General features: G+C 38.5%; 17 protein-coding genes and 4 pseudogenes. 14 read left to right on the plus strand and 7 right to left on the minus strand.

Annotated elements, in window-relative coordinates:
- The 3 genes from J7E77_RS18410 to J7E77_RS18420 all read left to right on the plus strand — a co-directional run.
- Window positions 1–2,535: DUF2309 domain-containing protein (locus J7E77_RS18410; RefSeq protein WP_214716286.1), on the plus strand; the 2,535-nt coding region annotated here is incomplete at its 5' end.
- 189 nt (window positions 2,536–2,724) lie between these two features.
- On the plus strand, window positions 2,725–3,090 hold the full coding sequence (locus J7E77_RS18415; protein WP_214716313.1) for a Na-translocating system protein MpsC family protein: 366 nt from the start codon (window positions 2,725–2,727) through the stop codon (window positions 3,088–3,090).
- Between the two features lie 98 nt (window positions 3,091–3,188).
- Window positions 3,189–3,683 (plus strand): carbonic anhydrase, encoded by a 495-nt coding sequence (locus tag J7E77_RS18420; protein ID WP_214716287.1) that lies wholly within the window; start codon window positions 3,189–3,191, stop codon window positions 3,681–3,683.
- Window positions 3,684–3,817: 134 nt separating this feature from the next.
- Here J7E77_RS18420 and J7E77_RS18425 read toward each other — a convergent pair.
- A pseudogene (locus tag J7E77_RS18425) lies at window positions 3,818–4,052 on the minus strand (homogentisate 1,2-dioxygenase); the annotation flags it as partial.
- Between the two features lie 149 nt (window positions 4,053–4,201).
- On the opposite strand from J7E77_RS18425, the gene J7E77_RS30690 reads away from it, so the two are divergent.
- Window positions 4,202–4,666 (plus strand): CBO0543 family protein, encoded by a 465-nt coding sequence (locus tag J7E77_RS30690; RefSeq protein WP_251027039.1) that lies wholly within the window; start codon window positions 4,202–4,204, stop codon window positions 4,664–4,666.
- A gap of 412 nt (window positions 4,667–5,078) precedes the next feature.
- On the opposite strand, the pseudogene J7E77_RS31785 reads toward J7E77_RS30690, so the two are convergent.
- The 3 genes and pseudogenes from J7E77_RS31785 to J7E77_RS18440 all read right to left on the minus strand — a co-directional run.
- Window positions 5,079–5,261, minus strand: a pseudogene (locus tag J7E77_RS31785) (SulP family inorganic anion transporter); the annotation flags it as partial.
- 23 nt (window positions 5,262–5,284) lie between these two features.
- Complete coding sequence (locus tag J7E77_RS18435; protein ID WP_214716290.1) at window positions 5,285–5,881, minus strand: beta-class carbonic anhydrase; 597 nt, start codon at window positions 5,879–5,881, stop codon at window positions 5,285–5,287.
- A 70-nt stretch (window positions 5,882–5,951) separates the two neighbouring features.
- Window positions 5,952–7,706: a SulP family inorganic anion transporter gene (locus J7E77_RS18440; protein WP_214716292.1), complete on the minus strand. Its 1,755-nt coding sequence runs from the start codon at window positions 7,704–7,706 to the stop codon at window positions 5,952–5,954.
- Between the two features lie 979 nt (window positions 7,707–8,685).
- Here J7E77_RS18440 and J7E77_RS18445 point away from each other — a divergent pair.
- A pseudogene (locus J7E77_RS18445) lies at window positions 8,686–9,227 on the plus strand (DJ-1/PfpI family protein).
- Window positions 9,228–9,455: 228 nt separating this feature from the next.
- Here the strand turns inward: J7E77_RS18445 and J7E77_RS18450 are convergent.
- Window positions 9,456–10,088 carry a histidine phosphatase family protein gene (locus J7E77_RS18450; RefSeq protein ID WP_214716294.1) on the minus strand — a complete coding sequence of 211 codons (633 nt, stop codon included), beginning with the start codon at window positions 10,086–10,088 and terminating at the stop codon, window positions 9,456–9,458.
- Window positions 10,089–10,262: 174 nt separating this feature from the next.
- Between J7E77_RS18450 and J7E77_RS18455 the strand changes: the two genes are divergently transcribed.
- The 5 genes and pseudogenes from J7E77_RS18455 to J7E77_RS18475 all read left to right on the plus strand — a co-directional run bounded on the left by J7E77_RS18455 (window position 10,263) and on the right by J7E77_RS18475 (window position 16,319).
- Window positions 10,263–10,436 (plus strand): hypothetical protein, encoded by a 174-nt coding sequence (locus tag J7E77_RS18455; RefSeq protein ID WP_214716296.1) that lies wholly within the window; start codon window positions 10,263–10,265, stop codon window positions 10,434–10,436.
- Between the two features lie 59 nt (window positions 10,437–10,495).
- On the plus strand, window positions 10,496–13,123 hold the full coding sequence (locus J7E77_RS31240; protein WP_214716298.1) for a winged helix-turn-helix domain-containing protein: 2,628 nt from the start codon (window positions 10,496–10,498) through the stop codon (window positions 13,121–13,123).
- Window positions 13,124–13,269: 146 nt separating this feature from the next.
- Entirely contained in the window at window positions 13,270–14,502 is a 1,233-nt protein-coding gene (locus tag J7E77_RS18465; RefSeq protein ID WP_214716300.1) for an NAD(P)/FAD-dependent oxidoreductase, read from the plus strand.
- Window positions 14,503–14,720: 218 nt separating this feature from the next.
- Window positions 14,721–14,828 (plus strand): annotated as a pseudogene (locus J7E77_RS31790) (zf-HC2 domain-containing protein); the annotation flags it as partial.
- A gap of 18 nt (window positions 14,829–14,846) precedes the next feature.
- Window positions 14,847–16,319, plus strand: a complete 1,473-nt coding sequence (locus tag J7E77_RS18475) for a DUF4179 domain-containing protein (protein ID WP_214716302.1) — start codon at window positions 14,847–14,849, stop codon at window positions 16,317–16,319.
- Window positions 16,320–16,499: 180 nt separating this feature from the next.
- On the opposite strand, the gene J7E77_RS18480 is transcribed toward J7E77_RS18475, so the two are convergent.
- Window positions 16,500–16,958 carry a phage tail protein gene (locus tag J7E77_RS18480; protein ID WP_214716303.1) on the minus strand — a complete coding sequence of 153 codons (459 nt, stop codon included), beginning with the start codon at window positions 16,956–16,958 and terminating at the stop codon, window positions 16,500–16,502.
- Window positions 16,959–17,254: 296 nt separating this feature from the next.
- Between J7E77_RS18480 and hprK the strand changes: the two genes are divergently transcribed.
- The 3 genes from hprK to J7E77_RS18495 all read left to right on the plus strand — a co-directional run bounded on the left by hprK (window position 17,255) and on the right by J7E77_RS18495 (window position 20,375).
- Window positions 17,255–18,190 carry an HPr(Ser) kinase/phosphatase gene (gene hprK / locus J7E77_RS18485; protein ID WP_214716304.1) on the plus strand — a complete coding sequence of 312 codons (936 nt, stop codon included), beginning with the start codon at window positions 17,255–17,257 and terminating at the stop codon, window positions 18,188–18,190.
- A gap of 565 nt (window positions 18,191–18,755) precedes the next feature.
- The gene (locus tag J7E77_RS18490) at window positions 18,756–19,964 is read left to right on the plus strand and encodes a sensor histidine kinase (RefSeq protein WP_214716305.1); all 1,209 of its coding nucleotides are present in this window, start codon (window positions 18,756–18,758) and stop codon (window positions 19,962–19,964) included.
- 201 nt (window positions 19,965–20,165) lie between these two features.
- Complete coding sequence (locus tag J7E77_RS18495; protein WP_251028111.1) at window positions 20,166–20,375, plus strand: DnaD domain-containing protein; 210 nt, start codon at window positions 20,166–20,168, stop codon at window positions 20,373–20,375.
- Window positions 20,376–20,534: 159 nt separating this feature from the next.
- Here J7E77_RS18495 and psiE read toward each other — a convergent pair whose 3' ends face one another.
- A complete protein-coding gene (gene psiE, locus J7E77_RS18500; protein WP_214716306.1) occupies window positions 20,535–20,987 on the minus strand; it encodes a phosphate-starvation-inducible protein PsiE in 453 nt (150 codons plus the stop codon).
- Window positions 20,988–21,802: 815 nt separating this feature from the next.
- Here psiE and J7E77_RS18505 point away from each other — a divergent pair.
- Window positions 21,803–22,447, plus strand: coding sequence for a TerC family protein (locus J7E77_RS18505; RefSeq protein WP_251027040.1), 645 nt, complete (start codon window positions 21,803–21,805; stop codon window positions 22,445–22,447).
- Window positions 22,448–22,707 lie beyond the last annotated feature (260 nt).

Consider the following 22,707-nt stretch of genomic DNA (forward strand, 5'->3'; position numbering starts at 1 on the left):
AAATCTGCTAGCAGCGTCATTGTACCGCTCGGGCCTATTAACACATTTGCAGCACGCAACCCCTGGGTAGGCTTGGAGGGAAAACCGTTTGAAAAAACGGCACGCTGGCTCAAAGATACTTGTGATGTAGATATCTACCCCAATGATTCCGTATTTCAGTCTGCACGGGATCGAGGAGAGATTCATCAGGATTTTTTAGAAAAGGGATTTCAACATTGGCTAAACTCACAGTCTTTGGAGTTGCCGCGTGAGGTCGCAGAGCGGTTTTGCCGGGCTGCACTTTTACAGAATCAACCATATTCAAGTACTTTGGAAGCACCTGAGTTAAAAAGCATGGCAAGAAAACTAAACCGTTTTACATCCCAAATGACAGAAAAACATTCGGTCAAAACCTATAGTCAGCGCTTGGAACAACTGGGAAGGGTGAATGCAGCACACGAGTTAAACCGCCATATTATCAAGTGGTGTAAATTGTTTTTGGATAAGTCCCAGGCTGTCTGGTCGATGCCTAATCGGGAAGAAGGTTTCTATCATGCGTGGCGGAAACTAGTCCAGCATGACCCGGCACTTAGCCGTAAGGTACGTAAACAACTAAGTGAGTTGCCGGTAGAAGCAGACGCTGCCTTAATGGAAGTTTTGCTTATACTGGAAATTCCTTTCTCGGAAATCCAAGACTATTTTGAAGCGCATTTCCTTGCTTTGCCGGGCTGGGGGGGAATGATGCTTTGGCGCTCACAGCAATCAGCCGAAGAAACTTCACTGCTGCTTGAGTATTTAGCTGTACGAATTTCGATGGAATGGGCTTTAGTTAAACCCTGTCTTCCCTTGCCTGAAAAAAGAAATGATAAAGTAAATCTAGAACCATTAATTGCAGCTTGGGCGGAATGGGGGAACCTACCAATCAATGTTTGGTTACAGTTATCCTCTACAGAAATAAAGGCACGTTTGGCCCTTGCGTATCGTTTTGATAAGATTCTGCGCAATCGGCTTTTGCTTGAAGCATGGGAAAAAACATATGAAGACCAATTGAAGACGATGATTACATCCCAACAGCCTACTGTAGCGGCAGAAAATGTAAAGCCGGCACTCGCTCAATTTGTATTTTGTATTGATGTGCGTTCAGAGCCTTTTCGCCGCAAACTTGAAAAAGCAGGAGATTTTGAGACCTTTGGAACAGCAGGCTTTTTCGGATTGCCGATTGAAACCTGCGAGCTTGGCAGTAACCACACGCATAACTCTTTGCCGGTAATGTTTAAACCGCAATACAAAGTAAAAGAGTATTCACCAGAGTTTGAATCCTTTCAACAACGGCATCAGGTAGTCAGTTCACTCGGTTATACATTTAAAACGATGAAACATAATTTGGTTTCCAGCATGGTGCTTCCGGAAATTAGCGGTCCCTGGCTCAGCCTGCAAACGCTGGCTCGCAGCTTTATGCCTCGGAGTGCAGGCCGGACATTAAGTAAATTGCTCGAAACATGGCTGCATAAACCATCCACGGAACTCTCACTTGACTATACGCAAAAATCGGAAACAGATCTGCCAATTGGATTTTCCGTGAAAGAAAAAGTACACTATGTACGGCAAGCACTAAAAATGATGGGACTCACCGATCAATTTGCACCACTAGTGGTTATTTGCGGACATGGAAGTCACAGCACGAACAATCCATATCGTTCCGCACTCGACTGCGGTGCATGCGGAGGAGCATCAAGCGGATTCAATGCACGGGTGCTGGCAGCCTTGTGTAATCTTCCAAACGTAAGGAAGAGCCTCGAAACAGAGGGAATTATCATTCCGAAAGAAACCGTTTTTGCAGCTGCCGAGCATATTACCACACTTGATGAATTACGTTGGCTTTATGTTCCGGAACTATCAGCTGAAGCTAAGGAAGCATTTAAACGTGTCCAAGCGGCGTTGCCAAAGGTGAGTGAGGAAGCCAATGCCGAGCGGATTCCGCAATTGCCAAATCTCGGAACCCATCTCAAGAATCCGAAGGCTGAGGCGCAGCGCCTTTCAGAAGATTGGAGTGAGGTCCGTCCGGAATGGGGCTTGGCACGTAACGCTGCGTTTATCATTGGGGAACGCCGGCTGACCCAAGACTGCAATCTGGGAGGAAGAGTTTTCCTCAACAATTATAACTGGAAGAAGGATAAAAACGGTGCTATTCTCGCCAACATTATTTCCGGTCCGGCAACGGTAGCTCAATGGATTAACCTGCAATATTATGCATCTACTGTTGCCCCTCATTATTATGGCAGCGGGAATAAAACAACCCAAACCGTGACAGCCGGTCTCGGGGTTATGCAGGGGAACGCCAGTGACTTATTATCCGGACTTCCCTGGCAGTCTGTTATGAAATCGGATGAAGAGGCATATCATGAGCCACTGCGTTTGCTGGTGGTCATCCAAGCACCGAGGGGCTATGTGAAACGGATGCTGGACCACGATCATGCCTTTCATCAAAAAGTGAAAAACGGATGGATTCGGCTTGCGTCCATTGATCCGGAAGGACACTGGGAGAGTTGGTCTTAACCTCTTTCCCGGTTTATATATATATGTCCTTGTGTGAAGGCTGCTTTTCTTTCCGGCGCTTTTGTAGCAATGGTACAAAGATTTCCGAAAGAAAGTCGTCACATGGGAGGAAAAGATTGTTTTTTAGAATATTATAAGCAATATTTGGCCATCTATGAATGTACTTTGAAAAAAGGAAAAGGAATCGGTATGGAAAAAACAAAAGGAACACTTGAAGCTGAAATAAGCAAAGCTTTAACACATTGGGAGAAAAATTATCTTGGACGAGGCTCCGTATCTGTTAAATCGGATATCTTACGGGATATGGTGATTGTAATACTCCGCGGTATACTAACTGCTGCTGAATATACAGTATGTCTGGATAAAGAAGGATTGTTATCAGTAAAAGAACATCGCAACAGTTTAGTGGAATCCGGTCTGGATGATTTAAAAGAAATTATCTTAACGATAACAGGGGAAGAAGTAGTAAGTTTTCACACCGATATTAGTACACAAACTGGAGATCGAGTAATGGTCTTTAAGCTTTCCAGTGACCTGCAAAGCAAATTATGTTAAAAACAAAAGGATAAGTTCGGACTTGCGCATTTTTCATATAAGAAAGAGTCAGGAAACTTATTTGGAACAAAATTCAAAACATTAATGGGGTGAATTTAATGTCTAGAGATGAAAAGAAAAAAGTACTATTTGTGATTGGAATGGAGCAGAAATTAGAACGATTCATTAAAGAAGAAACCAATGTCAATCCGGAAAACATGATCATCTTACAAACATATCAGCCAGTCGTTTCACACCCCTTCGACGATTTAATGAGGGACATCATTATTGCTGTGTATCAGGATAATGTTGAGGAAATCGTTGTGGTCTCCACAAATGATTATCAAAAGAATACTGGGGATATACTGAACAAAATATATAAAAACAAAGAATTACAGGACAAGATTCAAACATTGGATTATCTTTTTAAAAATTGCATGCCGGAATTTCCTGAGGGTACGGTAAGTGTATGGCTACATGGAGGCAAAACTTTAACGGATAGCGTACAAAAAACTGTCAACATCATACGCAATCATCCGCTGCTGCCGTCACATGTTAAGGTCAAAGAATTATATATTGATCAGGGGAATGAAAAGCTATCAGAAATTGTCTAAGAAACTATTGCTTATGTATATAATGAAATAAAAGTCTTAATTCCTCCAATTATAGGGATTAAGACTTTTTGTTTTGTATTTTAATTATTGTTACAGTAATTAAACTATTATTGAATTTATTGATAGCCAGCTGCTCATACTAACTCATGTGCCTTTTTCACGAATACAGCGGGCTGAATGTATCAACCATAACAGCAAGTTCCTGTGTTTCTTTTTTCCTATACTTGCTTCAATTTTTCCTGGATGTGGTAGACCGCTTGGATGAAGGGTAATCGATCCCTCTTCAATACCGCGGCGACTCATAAAGTAACCGTCCACATAATAAAGTACTTCATCACTGTCCACATTGCTGTGTACATAAGCGGCAGGCCTATTATCACCCAGGCTTTATTAAACAAACGTGCGCTTTTCCGGAAAGCGTCTTTTTTAATGGGTTTTATGCAATTGATAAAATCTTTTATCTTTACTTTGGTTATACTCATTGATAAGCAAAGTAAAGATAGGGGGATATTTTATCTATGGAAAGAATAATATTGTGGTCACTGCTCATAATCGGGATCACCCTATTGTTTTCTAGTTTAAGAAAACCACCAATCAAAAATTGGATTTTAATTTTTTCATTGGCCTCTTGTTTTTCAACGTTTTTTGGTGTCCTTGTTGTAGAAGAGAAAATGCTCGAATATCCAGTGAGATTTTTAAGTAACTATTTTAGTTCCAGCCTTCTTTATGAAAATCTTCTATTTCCAGTTGTTTGTATTTACTTTTATCAAACGACTTATCGTTCAAGATATCTCAACATTGTTCTACAATGTATTTTGTACACCACTGTTTTAACGATAATTGAGTTTTTTTTTGAAAGATATACCGAATTAATTAAATACCATACATGGACATGGATATACACATTTATAAGCACCTTTCTTCTAATGATGTTTATCCGTTTCCTTATGCAATTTATAAACAGGAATGAAAGATATATTTAAGGAATCTCTATTGCAAGGTTTACCATTTCTTTATCTATCTATTGCTTTTCTTTTAATAACTACGAGCCATTTTTGCAAATACGATAGATTTCTATAAGTGATCCCGACACATACCCGGCAAGCTAGGCAAATCAATCCCCAAAAAATGAAAACAACGCTTATAGGTCTTTACTTCATTACCATCTTTCTTTGTCACTTTTAATAGCTGTGTAGTAGATAAGACATTTAGATTTTTCGTTTTACTGTTTCCTTTTAATACAGCATGATTTGGAGCTAATTTCTGTTTCTGCTCTTTTGGTAGGTCACTCTCTCCATTTTTTGCCCTTTCAAATAGTTTTTCAACATCTTTGATCTCTTTTGCTTCGTAGATAACCTCTTCTTTAGCTTTTTTCGCCTCTCCCGAAGCAGAAGCCGACCCTCCAAAAAGAGAAACCATGATTCCGGTAATAATTGCTGTGTAGAGTCCATATTCCGGTCTTACTCCTTTAGCAATGGCAAAGGCCATCGCTAAAGGAATCGCTACAATACCGACGATCAATCCAACAACTGCATCTTTCTGAAAATGTCCTAAGTTATTCCCTCGAAACTTGCTAGTGGGGAATCATTTAGACACCTCACTTATAAGACGGGTATGTTTGTGCTGTTTGACTTTATATCTTTATATCCGTCGATCACCAAATCCAATTTTCCTGTTTCAGGATCAATCACCATCCCATGAACAGAGATATTTTTAGGGAATAATGGGTGACTTTTAATTAAACGGACACTGTTGGCGACACTTTCTTCTACACATTGAAAACCCGTCAGCCACCTGGACAAATCAATCCCAGCGTTTGTGAGAATATCGATCCGCTCCTCGTCAATTCCATTCTGTTTTGCTTTTTTTAGAATAGAGGATGCTTCTAGACCTACCATGCCACATCCATGATGACCGATCACACACACTTCTTCAGCCTTCAGTTCATAAATAGCGACTAGAATGCTGCGCATGATACTGCCGAAAGGATGAGAGATAATAGCCCCGGCGTTTTTGATTATTTTCGCATCCCCATTTCCTAGACCCATTGCTTTGGGGAGCAATTCCAGCAAACGAGTATCCATACAAGTTAGGATGACTAGTTTTTTATCTGGAAATTTTGTCGTCTTAAACTCCTCATACCGGTTTTGATCAACAAAATCCTTGTTGAAATCGAGAATTTTAGAAATCGTGGTCATAATTTTTTCCTCCATTTAATGATTTAGGATGTTTTATTAACATCAGCTCCCTAAAAAGGGGGATGTCCAATTAAATTAACCCAAGCTCACGTTTTGTTTTTCTTTTTGCTTTAGGGTTTGCTTCTTCTTTTGAGAGGGTTGAACATTCTGCAAAAGAAAAATGTTTACACCCTTTACATCGCTTAACATCCAGTTTTGAGAGAGCATAATTGATAGCATCACCTGTATGGGCAAAGAAATTTTCCTCACCTGCCAATTGATAAAAACCAGTTTTCTTAAATAAATCTTCCAATTGCGGCTGGATACCAGAAAATATTACTTGTTGGTTACTATCCTTGAATCTTTTTACAAGATTCATGAGGAGGGCCTCCCCAGACGAATCCACGATGGAAACTTTACTCAATCTTAACAGGAGCACTCTTGGTTCTAAACGCAAAATTTCTTCCATTTCCTCCTCAAACTGCTCGGTGGTGCCAAAGAATAATGGACCTTCTACAGTGTAAATATTAATTTGTGGGCAGTTTGAACCTTGCTTGACCATTTCGGGTTTTACTAGTTTATCGTTTGGATCCGGTAAAACCTTTGATACTTTTAACGTACTACTTATTCGGATGACAAAAACAAGGAGAGCTAGAATCAGACCTGCTCCAACACCTGTAGTTAAATCTATAAAAACGGTTAACAGAAAGCTAGAGATTAATACAAGCGAGTCCATCGTTTTTGATTTTAAAATATGGGCAAATTCTATGCGCTCACTCATATTCCATGCGACATACATAAGAATGGGAGCCATACTGGCCAAGGGAATGGCGGAGGCATATGGAGCTAACAATATTAACACTAGTAATACGACAACACCATGTATGACACCTGATATAGGTGAAAACGCACCGTTTTTAATATTCGTCGCCGTTCGAGCAATCGCACCAGTGGCAGGAATTCCTCCAAATAAAGGGGTGACGATATTGGCCAATCCCTGTCCAATCAACTCTTTGTTACTATCATGCTTACTGCCGGATATGTTGTCTGCTACTAAGGCAGATAATAATGATTCAATCCCCCCAAGCATGGCAATGATAAAAGCAGCAGGAAGGAGTTCAATCACTACATTGATCGTTAACTCAGGAAATCCGAATTTTGGTAATTCATTCGGAATGGCCCCATAAGTTGAACCGATGGTTGCTACCTGATTTGGAAAGAACAGTGCAGCAACAACAGTTGAAACCATTAATCCTAACAAGGCACCTGGAATTTTAGGCAAATATTTTGGTGCTAATATGACAATAGCTAAACATATACTTGCTGTTAAAATACTGTATATATTGATTGTATTTAAATTAATTAAAATTTCTTTCATATTCAAATGAAAGGCTTCTTCTTTTTTTAAGTTTTTAAGCCCCAGGAAATTGGCAATCTGGCCAGAAAAGATAATCACGGCAATTCCAGCAGTAAAGCCGATTACCACTGGACGAGGGATAAATTTAATATACCTTCCTAATTTAAACACACCCATAAGAAGAATTAAAAACCCTGCCAAGAAGCCGGCGATTAACAGCTTTTCATATCCAAACTGGATCACCACTCCCAATAAAACCGGGACAAAGGCTCCAGTCGGGCCTGCAATTTGAAATTTAGAACCTCCAAAAAGAGAAACAAGGATTCCGGCAATTGCCGACGTATAGAGTCCATACTCTGGTCTTACCCCTGAAGCAATAGCGAAAGCCATTGCTAAAGGAATCGCAACAATCCCAACAACTAACCCGGCAATCAAATCTTTTTGAAGATAGCGTAAGTTGTATCCAGAAAACCTTTTAGATGAAACCATTTATTACATCCTTCCATTTCTATATTGTATAGTTTTTCACAAGTAAAAAGGACAAAGCTAATTTCCAGTGCGACAATGTTTCATAACCTTTACTATTTCTTTTATCAACTTTTGAAACGAGAAATCATAGTTGTAAAAAACCTCCTTCAAAGACTTTTTTGTTACCCGGAATCATCATAGAAAAGAGTTATGTTAGGACGCTCTGTAAAATCCCTGTTGTCTCTTTCTATGTAGAGATACGCTTTGAGGGAGGAAGAGTTTCATTTTTTTGAATTTTGATACATATTTACCAAATTATTCTCTTGTGTTTTAGGGAAATGGTCCAAGAATTTGTTAAAGCAGTAAGAGAAATATAGTAAATTTTGGGGAGATGGTATGTTTTTATGAAACTCTTTATGCTCGATTTAAGGTTAACGCAGATGTCAAAGCTTGGATTTTCCTTGCATGCTATAATTCATTCCAGAAGAAGAGCTCCTTTATTTATCCGTGTAGCGCTATAGAGTTAAAATCTTGAATGTAACAGTTCGATAGCGCTAGTAAGTTAACATTAGCTGACAAATAATGTATGTGAAGAATCGTGCAGAGGATTGGGAGGTAAATATCTGACATATTGCCTTATTCCAGAAAAGGGCGCTTTTCTTTAATAAGAGGGCGTCTTTTGTATTGTTCCAGATTCTGAAAAAACACATTATAGGGATTGGATTATGTTAAATATGGAAGTTATTGTGAAGGTTTCTACTTAAACTATAGGGGGTGCTTTAGTTTAATATTTAGAGTTATCAATAAGCCGAAAATATGTAAGTTTTTATTCATTTCTTGCATGTTTTCGTCTTTCTTACATTCAAAAAACATACTGCCATAAACAGCATTTTTTAATTGCCAAATACATTTATTTTTGAATTTAAGGAAATTATTAGAAGCATTAAGAATATATAAATAAAGGCAAAAGCCTAATTTTTTAACAGGGGGAGTTTTTAAAGTGTCAAAAAAAGTATTAATCCTAGCAGGAGATGCTGTAGAGGCATTGGTCCGTATTTTCGTTGTCTTGAAGAAGGCCTTAATGTACAAATAGCAGCACCATCAAAGAAGAAGCTGCAAACTGTTGTCCATGACTTTATCGGCTGGGATACTTATACGGAAAGCAAAGGATACTTAATTGAAGCACATTTAGCTTTTGAAGAAGTAAATCCGGACGAATTCGATGGGCTCATTATTCCAGGAGGACGGGCTCCGGAATACATTCGCTTAAATGAAAATGTTCCAAGAATTGTCGCGCATTTTTTTGAAGCAAATAAACCTGTTGGGGCCATTTGCCATGCAGGTCAGGTGTTAACAACCGTTCGTCAATACTTGGAAGGTCGAGAATTGACCGCCTATATCGCCTGTAAGCCGGATGTAGAAGCAGCTGGGGCAACCTATATAACAAATCCTCTCCATGTTCAAGGTAATCTCGTTTCGGGGCACGCATGGCCTGATCTTCCGGGGTTCATGAAAGAGTTTATTAATCTATTAAATCAGTAATACTATTATCTGATTATCACTTAGTAATCTAGAAGACACAATGGATAGAGATTCATGGGGCAGCTTAAGGAGTTGGGCTGACCCTGGTTATCCTGAACTATATCATATCTTCCAAGGTTTATGGCTGGAGCTTGAATGCAAGAGCTTGGTCCTGTCTGAATGCGGCTTTTTCCTGAATTTATGCTCTGGGATTGCCTTTCCTTAACCTAGTAGATTTATGATTGGATTTTATTTTAGGTAGTATTTATCTCTGAAAGAAGTGTCAGCAATCCTGTCTACATAAAATTCACCGTTCAAATATTTGACCACAGAAACACTGCAATTTTCATGGTGAGTATAACCGTTCATTTTTGCTAATTGCATTAAGTAGTTGCCTATTGTTACCCCATGTGAAAATACTAGAACATTTCCACCCTCATTTTTATGCTTATGAATGATTTCATCGATAGCAGAGCTTGTTCGTGAAAAAAGCTGTAAGTAGGATTCCCCTTCAGGTGCTGACATATTTAAATCGTTAAGACTAAATAATGTCTCTAGGATATTCCCATATTGAGCTAGAATTTCCGTTTGTAATAGTGATTCCAAAACACCAAAGTTCATTTCCTTTAGACGTGAATCAGTAATGATGGGGATGTTTCGATGGCCAATGGCATACCTAGCTGTATCTACTACTCTCTGGCTTTCACTTGCGTATACTGCTTTAAATTCTATATCAGATAAACCGATTCCTACAGATTTAGCCTGTTCAATTCCTTTATCTGTAAGTGGTGAATCACAAAATCCCTGTAATCGTTTCTCTACATTAAAATGGGTCTCACCATGCCGAACAAAATAAAGATTCACTTCTTTTTCAGAGGACACGCGTAAACACCTGCTTTGTATTGGAATTTATTGCTTGTTAAAATGAATTTTACCACACCTTTCCGGTAGTTTGTATATAAATACACCAAGCAGTGAAGTCCAACCAAGGTTTTGATGTATTATTTATAGAATAATAATTTATAGGAAATGTTTGTATGGAAAGGAGTTTTACTTTTGGAAAAAGTATGGGCAAAAATAAATGCAGTATTAATTGCAGATAATCCAGAGACATTTGTAACTAGAAGAATATCAGAAGTAAATCTTGAGTTTGGGGGGATTCATGGGGACCGCCACTTTGGTGTAACCAGAAAGGCTGAAACCACGGGGACGGTTCTCATGGTTTTATGAGGTTAGTGGAGACCGCCAGAACCGTCCCTATGGTTTTTATAGAAAGAGAGGATAGTGAGTTGGTTACTAATTTATCGACACATAATAATCGGGAAAACTTTCCGAACCGAAATTTTCTATTATCAACTAAATTTCACCTGCCCCACCCACCCAATCATCACCTAATCCGAGACAGACTCTACAATAAATTAAATGGTGCCCTACAATGCAAACTCACAGTGGTTTCGGCCCCACCCGGATATGGGAAGTCCACGGTCGTAAGTGATTGGGTCCGAGATCAACAAATTAACGCTTGTTGGGTGTCGCTTGATGAAGGTGACAACGATGTGCTTCGTTTTTGGGCGTATGTAATCGCCTCATTGGATAAAATCAATCCGGAAATGGGGGGTATCTATGAAACTTTATTGCAGCCGACGTTAAAGTTCTCTTACGAACAAATGATTATCAATCTGATAAATAGGCTGATGGACATTCCGGAAGAGGTCGTCCTCATTTTTGATGACTATCATCATATTGAAAGCTTTGAAGTCCATCAATCCATATCGCTTCTTTTGCAACATTTGCCAAGTCATATACATATCTGCTTAATAAGTCGGAATGAACCAGCATTTCAAATTGGCGCACTTCGGGCCAAGGGGCAAATAAATGATATTAACAGCAATGAGCTGAAATTTACGATGGAGGAAATCTCAGCCTATTGGCTCCAACAAACGGGGGTGTTCCCAAAACCGTCAGTCCTTCAGCTCCTAGCTGATTTTACTGAAGGTTGGATTGCCGGGATTCAGCTAGCTACTCTTTCCGAACGATCTGGTCAAAAGGATATCTTAAATCAGTTTAACGGAAGCCATCGATATATCGTTGATTACCTAATGGAGGAAGTCTTTCAACATCTGTCCGATGATCTGAAGTTATTCTTAATGAAAACGTCCATTCTTCATCGAATGAATAGTCATTTATGTGATAAGGTCACAGATCGAAGTGACTCTAGACAATTACTCATGCAAATTGAGCAGTCGAATTTTTTCCTGATACCGTTAGACAGCCAGCAATATTGGTATCGTTATCATCATCTTTTCGCTGACTTTTTAGCCACTCATTTGAAAAAGGAAATGCCAGATGCCTATAAATCCTTACATCTAAAAGCCTGTCATTGGTTCATTCAGTCTGATTCTAAGGAAGAAGCGATTCCATATGCGTTAACGGCTGAAAATTATGAGCTAGCAGCCGAATTAATTTTGAGTATTGTCTCTCCGTTGCTAAGAAGAAGGGAAGTAACAACGCTAGAAAAGTGGTTAAATCAATTACCCATACCGATTATCGAACGTCCAGAGATTTTAATTGTATTAACATGGGTAGAGATGCTAGCGGGTAAATATGCAAATGTAAGTCTTTTTCTTACAAAAATAAGGGCTGCTTTTTCAAGAGAGAATCATAGTGAACCAATCCTCCGTCTAAAAGAGGAAGTGGTAGTGTTAGAAAATTTTAATGCCTTATTATTGGGGGATTATGAGGGAGCCATTAAGTTATTACGCCAATTAGCAGAACGGGACACTATGCCTGACGTTAAAATATGGCTTGATTATGGAATTGAGTTGAATACAGGAGAAGTCCCTTTCGTTCGCGGGTATTATGGGATGAATGGAAGAGGGGAACAGTCCTACCTGTTCCATCAACTATACCATACATTTATAGTAAAGAATCAGTACCAGGAGACGGCATACGCTGCTTATCAGCGTGCTGCTTTTAGTGAAATTCATTTTGAACGAAATCAAGATGGGTTGGCACTTGAATACGCAGAGACGGCAATCAAGCTCGCGAAGTCATTTCGGTTAGTGGGAGCGTATGTGCCGGCAGTGATTATTAAATCAAAGATAGAATGTGCGAGAGCAAAGTCGAATAAATCCTTTGAGAGTCTTACTTTAGCAAAAGCATACCTAAATGACTTAAACTTGCAATCTAGTCATTGGAGTCAGCTTTTAACCGCACAGATCGTTCGATTTCAGCTTGCAAATGGTGAGATTGAAAAAGTGAATAAATGGGCGGAATCCTCTCGTTTTCAAGATCTAACAGAACTTTCTCCTAACCGGGAATTCGAGCTATTGGTCTATATCCTTTTTTTAATTAAAAAGAGGCAATTAAAGGAAGCCGAAACCTTTGGGAAATTCCTCCTAAATCAAGCAGAACAAAATGGAAGAATTATGACGAGGCTCGAAGCCCACTTCTATTTAGCCGAGATTTACCGTGGACTAGGAAATGGATTTGACAGCATCTCCCATTTGAATCAAGCATTGAGACTTGGCGAAGAGCATGGATACCAACGAATCTTTTCAGATATCGGTTTTAATTCGAAAGAATTGTTTCAACAATACCTTCAAGTGAGAAATAAACTTCACCAGTTGGAACTATTCTCAGACGTTTCACCTAACTATCTTACTTCAGTCCTGCGACAGGTTGGGATAGATGATCCATCTGAAGAGTCTAGTAATCGAAGCGGAGTTCACAGACTAACAGCTAGAGAAATAGAGGTCCTTCACTGGTTGTCCATGGGCTTATCGAATAAAGAAATTGCCGCAAAGCTTGTAGTAACAGAAGGGACTGTGAAAATCCATCTCAATCGCATTTACAGCAAGCTTGGAGCAAAAGGCAGAGTCGAAGCCATTCGAAAAATGAATCATAAAAGTTGGTAATCCACACGTTTATAATAATTAGATAGGGTTTGCCGCTTTTTGAACATATATAACCCTCACTATAACCTTTGTTAGATTAACAGCAACGGATGATTTGATACGATGGGGATATCAACAGCAAAGGCTGTTATAGGAGGTTACTAAAAGTGCAGAATCAATATGATGTGATTATTGTCGGCGGCCGGGTTGCGGGGGCTGCATCAGCGTATGAACTATCTAAGAAAGGCTACAAAATCCTGCTTCTAGAGCGAGGTCAATTTCCAAGTGATATCCTCTCCACCCATAACTTTTTTAACAATTCATTGCTTATGTTAAAAGAAATGGGAGTTCTCGGGAGGCTGTTGGCAACGGGTACACCAACCTACAATCGGGCGTTCATTCAATTCGATGAGGACATGATTGACGGAAGCTTTCCTGAGGTGGATGGAGAACCCGACTGTTTATGTATTCGCCGAACACACCTAGATCAAATCCTATTCGATCATGCGGCCAAACAAGAGAATGTAACGGCCCTTCAAAAGTTTCGTGTAACCGATGTTTTATTGGAGAATGGAACGATTACAGGAATTCAGGCCATTGATCCGAACGGAAGTACGGTTGAATTTAGAGCAAAAATGGTCATCGGCGCAGATGGTAGAAATTCTACTATCCGAAAAAAGGTAAACAGTGAGAAGTGGAAATCCGTTCCTACCGATTTTGCTTCTTATGTAGGCTATGTCAAAAACTTCACCCAAAAGGGAGAACGATGCGCGGAATTTTATAAAATAAAGGATAAATTAATCATCGCTTTCCCAACAAGCGATCAGCTGCATGTGATCGGGATTATGTTTCCGCTTGAGGACCAGGAATGGATGGAACGGTTCAAAGTTAATCCTGAAGGTGCTTTTCGTGCTCTCATAGATTTTGGTTTTGGTAATACTGATTTTCCAGAGCGAATGCAGGCGGCCAGCTTTGCAGGTAAGGTTAAAGGATTATTGGGCTATGACAATGATTGGTACAACGGAATGGGGCAAGGCTGGGCACTAGTTGGAGATGCCCTTTCCTTTAAGGACCCAGCCGTTGGTCAAGGTATGCATGATGGTCTGTACGGGGCACGAATTCTTGCTGAAATCCTAGGTCAGCACCAGGACTGGTCCAAGAAATGGGAGCAATTGGCCAACCAATACAACCAAAGAATGAACGAAAAAATGCTGGCAAGGTTTGAAATGGCCTGCCAATTTACGAAGAATATGCCATTCTCTGAGGAACAACACTTGGTCAATCGTTTAATTGGGATGAACCCAGACCTAACCCAAACCTTCCTAGGGTTTTATAATTATGCCAATGAACCGAAGGATTTAGAAAGTAAGATTCAAAGTATGATTGAGAGTAGCCGTTAGAAGGACTTTAGAATTAACAAATAAGGATGCATCCTCGGTTGGATGCATCCCTTATTTGTTGGTGTACTAAACGAAAATTTTTTAGACTAGCTTTATCATGGGCGACTGTAATATTAGTTGCTAGTGTTCGTACATTGCTGCAAAGTCAGTGATCGTATAAGTGACTGTATAGATTCGCTCCACGGAAGTCCCCGATCCCTCCGCAGATCAAACGGAAAATCAGCAGTGCCCATTGTCATGAGGCTCAAGAACAAATAATCGATTATTTTGAAGGAAATCTTGATGAAACAAGCAAAAAAAGAATCGAACATCATTTACATGAATGTGTTGGTTGTCAGGCGGAAATGAAGGAATTACAGCAGGTCATAGCTAGCCTTGAGTCCGAAGGTGAGAGAATTCAAGTTCCTGATGATTTTATGCGAAATGTGCGCAATAAAGTTGCTAAAAGCCAAGGCAGCAGACAGAAATCATATAAACAGCGAGCAATGATTGGGTTGGCCGCCACGCTTTTTTTAACAGTATTTGTTGGAACTGCCGTTGCCACGAATAGTTTTTCCAGTGTTATCGATTGGTGGAAGGATTTAAGCAACAAGCAAGACGAGCAAATACAGGGTTATGTGCAGCAGGGTTTAGGTGAGAAACTAAACTTATCAGTTGAAAGCAATGGGGTGAAGATGACGATCACGAGTGTCGTCTCAGATGATATTCAAACGCTAATCTATTATGAAATTGACGATCGAAACAAGGAAAATAAGTATATGATCAATTACACGGATGGACTGAAAATCGCTAATCAGGACCAGGATTGGAACTATGATGATGATCTATCACATTCACCTGTCACGAATCATCTTAGCCTCTATTCGGAAAAAGACCATGTTTTTAAAGGCCGAATAGGTGTTGCACCGATGTCCGCTGATAAGGGAACGATTCGGCTCGAGCTTAGTAAGCTTGAGAAAGTGATCAATACTCCTGGAGATTCAAACACATCTCAGAAAGTATCTGGTAAGAAAAAAGAATTTTTAAAGGGAGATTGGCATTTTGATATTCCTGTAAAAAAACATCCATCCATTGTCCATAATATTCACGTGGAGTCTGAAATAGATGGAAATCCAATTATTTTTGAAAAACTGACGATTGCTCCAACCATAACGGTATTATCATACCGTTATCATAACGAAAATCCAAACAGAAGGATGGGTCAGGTTAAAATTTCCAGCCTCGAAAATAAGGGGAAGTATGTTTATGATCAACTAGGATTGGGCGGATATGTGGGAACCGAAGGCTATGAATCTGGCTGGAATTCAGCGGAGGCAACATTTGAATCGCTTTATTTCGAAAAACCTACAGATGTCAAGATTCACATAGGTAGTGCTACATTTTCTGTCATCAAGCAGGCGAAGTTTGCGATTGATAGTTCAAAATCATTGCCACAGTCTTTCGAGTATTTAGGGAATCAAATAACGATAAAGCAAATGGAAGTCGGTAATCCGACGAAAATTGTCATGACGGAAGAGCTGGACCCGAAGAGGAACTACGAAATGCTCGATTATCGTTTTTATGACAAAGACGGGTACGGATCAAGCGGGGCGAATGTCGATGGATATTACATCGATAAAAAGGGTGATAAATACAAACTAAATGAAAATTTTTATCGTCTAAATGAGCTTGATCATCCACGATTCTTCTCTACTGAGCATCATATCGAGTTGTCACGTGAGAATAAACAAGAGCATTATGTACCAGTTGGGATAGAAATTGAAGGCTATACAGTCACTTCATTTTACGATAAAGTGGTTAAAATTTCATTGGAATAAGAGAAAAGGTGCCTGACACCCGCTGCATGAACACATTACGCATTGGGGGTCAAGCACCTGTTTTTCTTAGTCAATATTGTTTCTCCATCCACGCATCCATGTATGCCTGATTCCAGCGTAGATGACACAGACAGCAATAGCTGGATTCCTCCACTTGCGCTTTTGCTTACTTTAATATTCTCATTTAATTACAAAAAACGAGCCCCGAATTGTTCCAGCTAGTTTAGATTTCTGCCTAGCAAACTTAAACTTCCCTTCTAACTCCTTTGGTACCTCCATCCCCTCAGAAAGCTTAAAACCAACGGCCCGCTTCGGCTTAGGGCCATCAACCGTATACATGACGTTGACCTCAAGACCATCCTCATAAAAGACGTAGGCCATTTTGATATTTTCCACTTGAAAACGCGACGTTTCTAAAGGTTTGGCCGCAAACTCAATATCACGTTCATCTTTCAAAATTCGGTTCACATAATCAAGGGTCTCCCGGCTTTCGCTAGCTGGTACAACCGTAAATTCATGCTTGTATTTGTTCATAAAGTAACGGGCTTCATTAGCACGTAAACCAGCAAGCGCTTCTACTACAGGTGAAGACTCTAAACCAACCGTAGACACATTTTTAAAATCAACGATATAGGACATTTCCAACCTTCCTTTTCTCTCTTTATTTCCGAACAACAGGAATCTACATTTCATAAAAAAATTAAGCCATTCTTCAAGTTGTTTCTTTTGACTAGTATTAACAAATGACTAGTATTAACAAATGACTAGTATTAACAAACACCTCTTTAATATTCGACGTTGTTGCGTTAAAGCCCTTCATTTCGAGGAATTGAAACCATACCAAATAATTGGAATCATTTCGTAAATGGATGACGATTCCTCTTTTCTTAAGTATAATTCAACTATAGATAGGCTATTAGGACGGTGAATATAAGGTGAAAAAAATAACAGTCGAAAACTTAGTTCGGAAGTTTTCATTGAAAGTAGTAGCTGGGGAAAATCAACTGCAGAAAATGATTACGCAATCACGTGTGCATCGCCCTGGCTTGGAATTTGTTGGCCATTTTGATTTTTTTCCGATGGAACGAGTTCAAATTCTAGGAAAAAAGGAAATTACCTATTTACATAAGTTAAGTAAAGAGGAACGTAAAATAAGAATCGGAAATATCGTTCACTATCACCCGCCATGTTTTATTGTTACGGCTGGAGAAGAAGGACTTACCTATTTAACTCACCATTGTGTTGAACAGGGTATACCCTTGTTACTAACAAACAAGCCTGAGACAACTTCAGAGTTTATAACCAAATTGGATACCTATTTGGTGAAGGAATTAGCACCAGAAATGACGGTTCATGGAGTTTGTATGAATGTGTCTGGCATTGGAATTTTACTTCGCGGTAATTCAGGGGTAGGGAAAAGTGAAACAGCTCATACGTTAATTCGTCGAGGATACCGGTTGGTTGCTGATGATATTGTTGTCCTGAAGAAGCTTGGCCCGCAAACCATTCTCGGTACACATGATGAAAAAACCAAGGAATTTTTGGCGCTTCGTAGTATTGGGTTGTTGAATGTGGTTCGCTTATACGGTCGTAAAGCTTTCCAAGATGAATCACGAATTGTGCTTGATATTAATTTAACGAAATGGCAAAAAGATGACTTGAATAATGAACTGGACCAGGAACTTCAATTTATAGAATATATGGGTGTTAAGATTCCATCTATCGAAATTCAACTCCAGCCTGGACGTGATGTGGCGGGGTTAATTGAGGCTGCAGCTAATAATTGGTATTTAAGGCAGCAAGGATACAGCGCAGCAGAAGAGTTCATGAGCAGGATTGAGGCCGATATTTCGAATTCTAATATGGAATAACTATTGAAGAAGAACGCCACGGTGACGGTTCTCATGGTTTTATTGAGGTTAGTGCCGACCGCAAGAACCGTCCAACCGTCCCCATGGTCTTTTTTATTTATCAAAAAGCAGCGTAAAACCCCTAGCTTCAGCTATGGGGATACTCATCGATAAAACGATAATAAAATGTAGAACGATTAATCTTTGCTTCCACTGTAATATCAGTTATGGATATTTCATCAAAATTCTTTCGCTTTGATACGTCAAAAATGCATCAATAATGTATTGTCGAGTGCGTTGAATACGCGGATCCTGTTTTTTCATCCTATCACCCACCCCAACGAACAAAGTTTAGATTTGTTTGTTTTTTATAAATATGCTAACAAATTATAAACTTTTTCAATAGTTGTTGGAATAGAATTAAATCACTTCTAATAAACCCATAGCATACTTAGCTTGCACATTTCTCAATTTTCATAACAAAATTTAATTAATAAAAAAATAATATGATATTATAAAAATAGGTAAATTAGCACTATAGTATTGTCTTATAACGTAGTATTGAGATCAAATAAAAGGAGTAGGTATGAAGGGATTTTATACTCATATAAATAAAAAGTTATATTATTTTACGATATTAATCATAATAGCCATTATGATAATGGGTTTGTTAATGGGTAATCCACGTTTTGGCAAGTTTGATGCGGGTTATATTTTCCATAGTGGACTTGTTGTCATTCTATCTGCCTGTTTATTGCTTTATCCTAAATATATCACTCATGTTTTTAGACTGATCATCATTACAGTTGCGTCCGTTTACTTTTATGCGCTGTTCTTTTTATATCCAGATACTTGGTCCACCTTTATTTTTCTATGTTTTATTCCAGCCATCGCGATTCTGTTTTTTGATTCAAAGCTCTTTTATTTTTCTTTACTATTAAACAGTGTGTCCATCATTTTTACATTTAGTTATATTATGCTTATTGATCAAGGATATCCCTATATCAAGCAGGATTTAATAGGAAATGTTATCAACTTTATCGGGAGTCAAGTGATTATCTATTTTATTTTTTATTTAACGCAAGGAAGAATTAAGAAACAGCAATTATATTATGAACAAATTCAGCATTCAGAGCGTTTGAAGACAACTGGACAACTAGCAGCTGCTGTTGCACATGAAATTAGAAATCCTTTGACCGTTGTGAAAGGTTTTTTACAGTTATACCAAAAAGACGCTGGATTTAGTGATGATATAAAAGGAAATTTTACATTGATGATTGATGAACTAAATATTGCTGAACAGGTAATTACTCAATTTTTATCTATAGCGAAGCCAAATAAGGAAACAGAAGTAGAAACAGTCAATTTAAAGGTTGTTCTTCAGAATGTAACCGATCTACTTCATTCGTATGGGCTTTTACATGATAATAAGATTGAATTAATTAGGGTGGAAGATTGCTATATCGCTGCTAACAACATAGAGTTTAAACAATTATTAATAAATATTATAAAAAATGCCATTGAGGCCTCGAAAATTGGTGATTCTGTTATTGTATCAGCTAGTAGGGAAAAAGATTTCGTCGAGATTAAGGTAGTTGATTATGGACAGGGGATGTCAGAAGCGGAAATTAAGTCCCTTGGTACTCCTTTTTATTCTTTAAAAATTAAAGGGACCGGATTAGGTATGATGGTTTGCTATAATATTGCTGCAAAATATAAAGGAACCATTGACTTCCAAAGTACTAAAGGTGAAGGAACTACCGTCACTATACGCTTTCCATCAAAAAATTACTGAATCCAGAGGGTCGGTTCTTATGGTTTTATAATGAGGTTAGTGCCAACCACAAGAACCGTCACCGTGGTCCAGTCAGGGTTCAGCCAATCGTAATGTAGGATTTCCTCATCTTGAAAGACATAGCGGAAGGGACGAAATTAATAAGAGTGTCATGGCTGTAAGAGAACACAATGGAGGCATATGATTCTACAGTAAAGAATCATGATATTAACTTGGTTAGATGATTCTAGCTTTTTACAGCCGAAAGATGTGATTTTAAAAGCGATGAATATTGCGTGTGCCAATAACAAGCGAAGGCTGAGCTATGTGGTTGGGATTCTGAAAAACTGGAAAAATGACTCATTACTAACCGTAAAAGAAATTGATTCCTATCACGAGAACCAAAAATCCGTACCCAAGCATAGGCCATAAGCCGAATCGTTTCCTACCGGAAGAGCTATTCCGAGTGGATTTGTACTTGACCTTACGGCAGGTGAAGAGTGATGAGAATAGCTGGAATGGGCCATGGGGACGGTTCCTATGGTCAGCACTAACGCATTAAAAACCATGAGATCCGTCCCTGTAGAGGCTTCAAACATTATTTTTTTTAAAGAACCATTTACTATCAGGTCTTTCACGAGGAGTTAGATTAATAATAAAATACCCAATAATCAGGATTAAGATGACCAGTGAATAAAGCATTGTATTTACAGGCTGCTCGTGGTCAACGATAATTATTCTTACCATTGCGGTGATGCCTATATATATAAAATATCTAATAGGGAAATGGTATTCTTCTTTAAAGTATTTAACAATCATCGTAATAAACTCAAAATATAAAAAGAAGATGAGTATATTGTCCAAAAAAAGTTTATAGTCGTCGCTGCCACTTTCTATCAAAATATGACTGAAAATGATTAATTCCTTAACTAGTAAAATCGATAGAATAATTGCTAAAAAAATGAGAGAAATATTTAAAAATACCTGGAGAATCTTAGGTATAATGCATAAAACAAAAGTAAAATCCTTTTTTACCTTTAACATACAAACCATCCTCTCACTTTTTTAGGTTTTGTTTTAATAAAACTTGATTAGAGAATAATCTACGATGTAGTTATATACTATTTTTAATTTTATGAAAAATCAAGATATTATTATCGATCTTTCCATAACTAGAATTTTCCCCAACTAATTAAAACGTTTTCAATTTTAAGGGCTATCGACAAAATTGACAGCCAAATGTTCTTCCCTTTATATACGATCTTTTCCGAAAGGGATAGCAGCCCGACTAGTTTTAAATTTGCCGTTTGGAATGAGGTAGCAATCGATTATCAGAATGAGAAACCTGCCAAAAAAGAGTTATGCCCCATTTAGGCACACCACTGATTCAGCCTCCAGTGTTACAGTGCCCGAGTGAGAGCTTTTTTTCATTCGAACGGTCGCTCTAACGGTGTTACAGTGCCCGAGTAAGAGCTTTTTTTCATCGAACGGTCACTCTAACGGTGTTACAGTGCCCGAGTGAGAGCTTTTTTTCATCGAACGGTCGCTCTAACGGTGTTACAGTGCCCGAGTGAGAGTCTTGATTCATCGAACGGTCACTCTAATGGTGTTACAGTGCCCAGTTGAATGCTTTTTTTTCGAGGCGTGACAGGCACTGAATCTACGAATCACACCCTAATTTTAGAATGAAAACATCCGTCATCAAAAGTTTTTCGACCCTTACAAACTTCAACGCTTCCGTCGCAATGCCATGTCTTTCATCCATTTATACGTATAAGAAAAGGTCTTTTTTTTACATCAAATTAATATAATGACAAAGTTAACTTTTTCTAGAGGTGAATATTTTGGAGATTTTTGGTTTGTCATTTGCGGTACTCTTGAAAATAATTTTAATCAATATTGTCTTAAGTGGAGATAACGCAGTCGTTATCGCAATGGCATCACGTAATGTTCCAAAGAAACAACAAAAGAAAGCGATCTTTTGGGGAACATTTGGAGCCATTATTTTACGTTTAATATTTGCAGTAGCAATTATCTACCTACTAGACGTACCTTTTGTAACTTTTATAGGTGGGCTTCTTCTAGTGTATATTGCCATTAAACTACTAATTGGCGATGATGAAGAAAATCTTAGAGAAGGAGGTTCAAGCTTATTTTCCGCTGTGAAAACAATCATGATTGCTGATGCCGTAATGTCGCTTGATAATGTACTAGCTATTGCTGGTGCTGCTGAAGGAAATTTTGTCGGTATTATCATTGGAGTTATTATTAGTATTCCTATCGTTGTTTTTGGGAGCCAGTTAATATTAAAAGCAATGGAAAATTACCCTATTATCTCTTATGCAGGTGCGGGAATCTTATCTTGGACTGCAGGTGAAATGATCGTCGGAGAACCAAAATTTGAACCTATTCTCACTCACGGTCTACATTTATTGGTTCCTACGGCTATTACAGTTTTTGTTATTGGTTTTGGATATTTAATTTCTAAGAAAAAACTGCTATAGAAAAAATTCCAAGTAATCATGCGTCTTTACGAATGACACTAGGTAAATTCCCATTAAACTCAATTTCCCTTCTTGATACTCTTTGACTAACATTAACTTAAATTGTTCACTATATTTAGTCATAAAAAAACACCCCAAAGTCAGATTTCACTCTAACTTTTGGGGTGCAGTACAAAATCACACTGCTTTTTAGCACGTTAATAGAATGATTATGCCAAAATCATTAATATAGGCTTTTTCAACTAACGGAAATCCTCATC

The sequence above is a fragment of the Bacillus sp. ISL-77 genome (genome assembly GCF_018613105.1).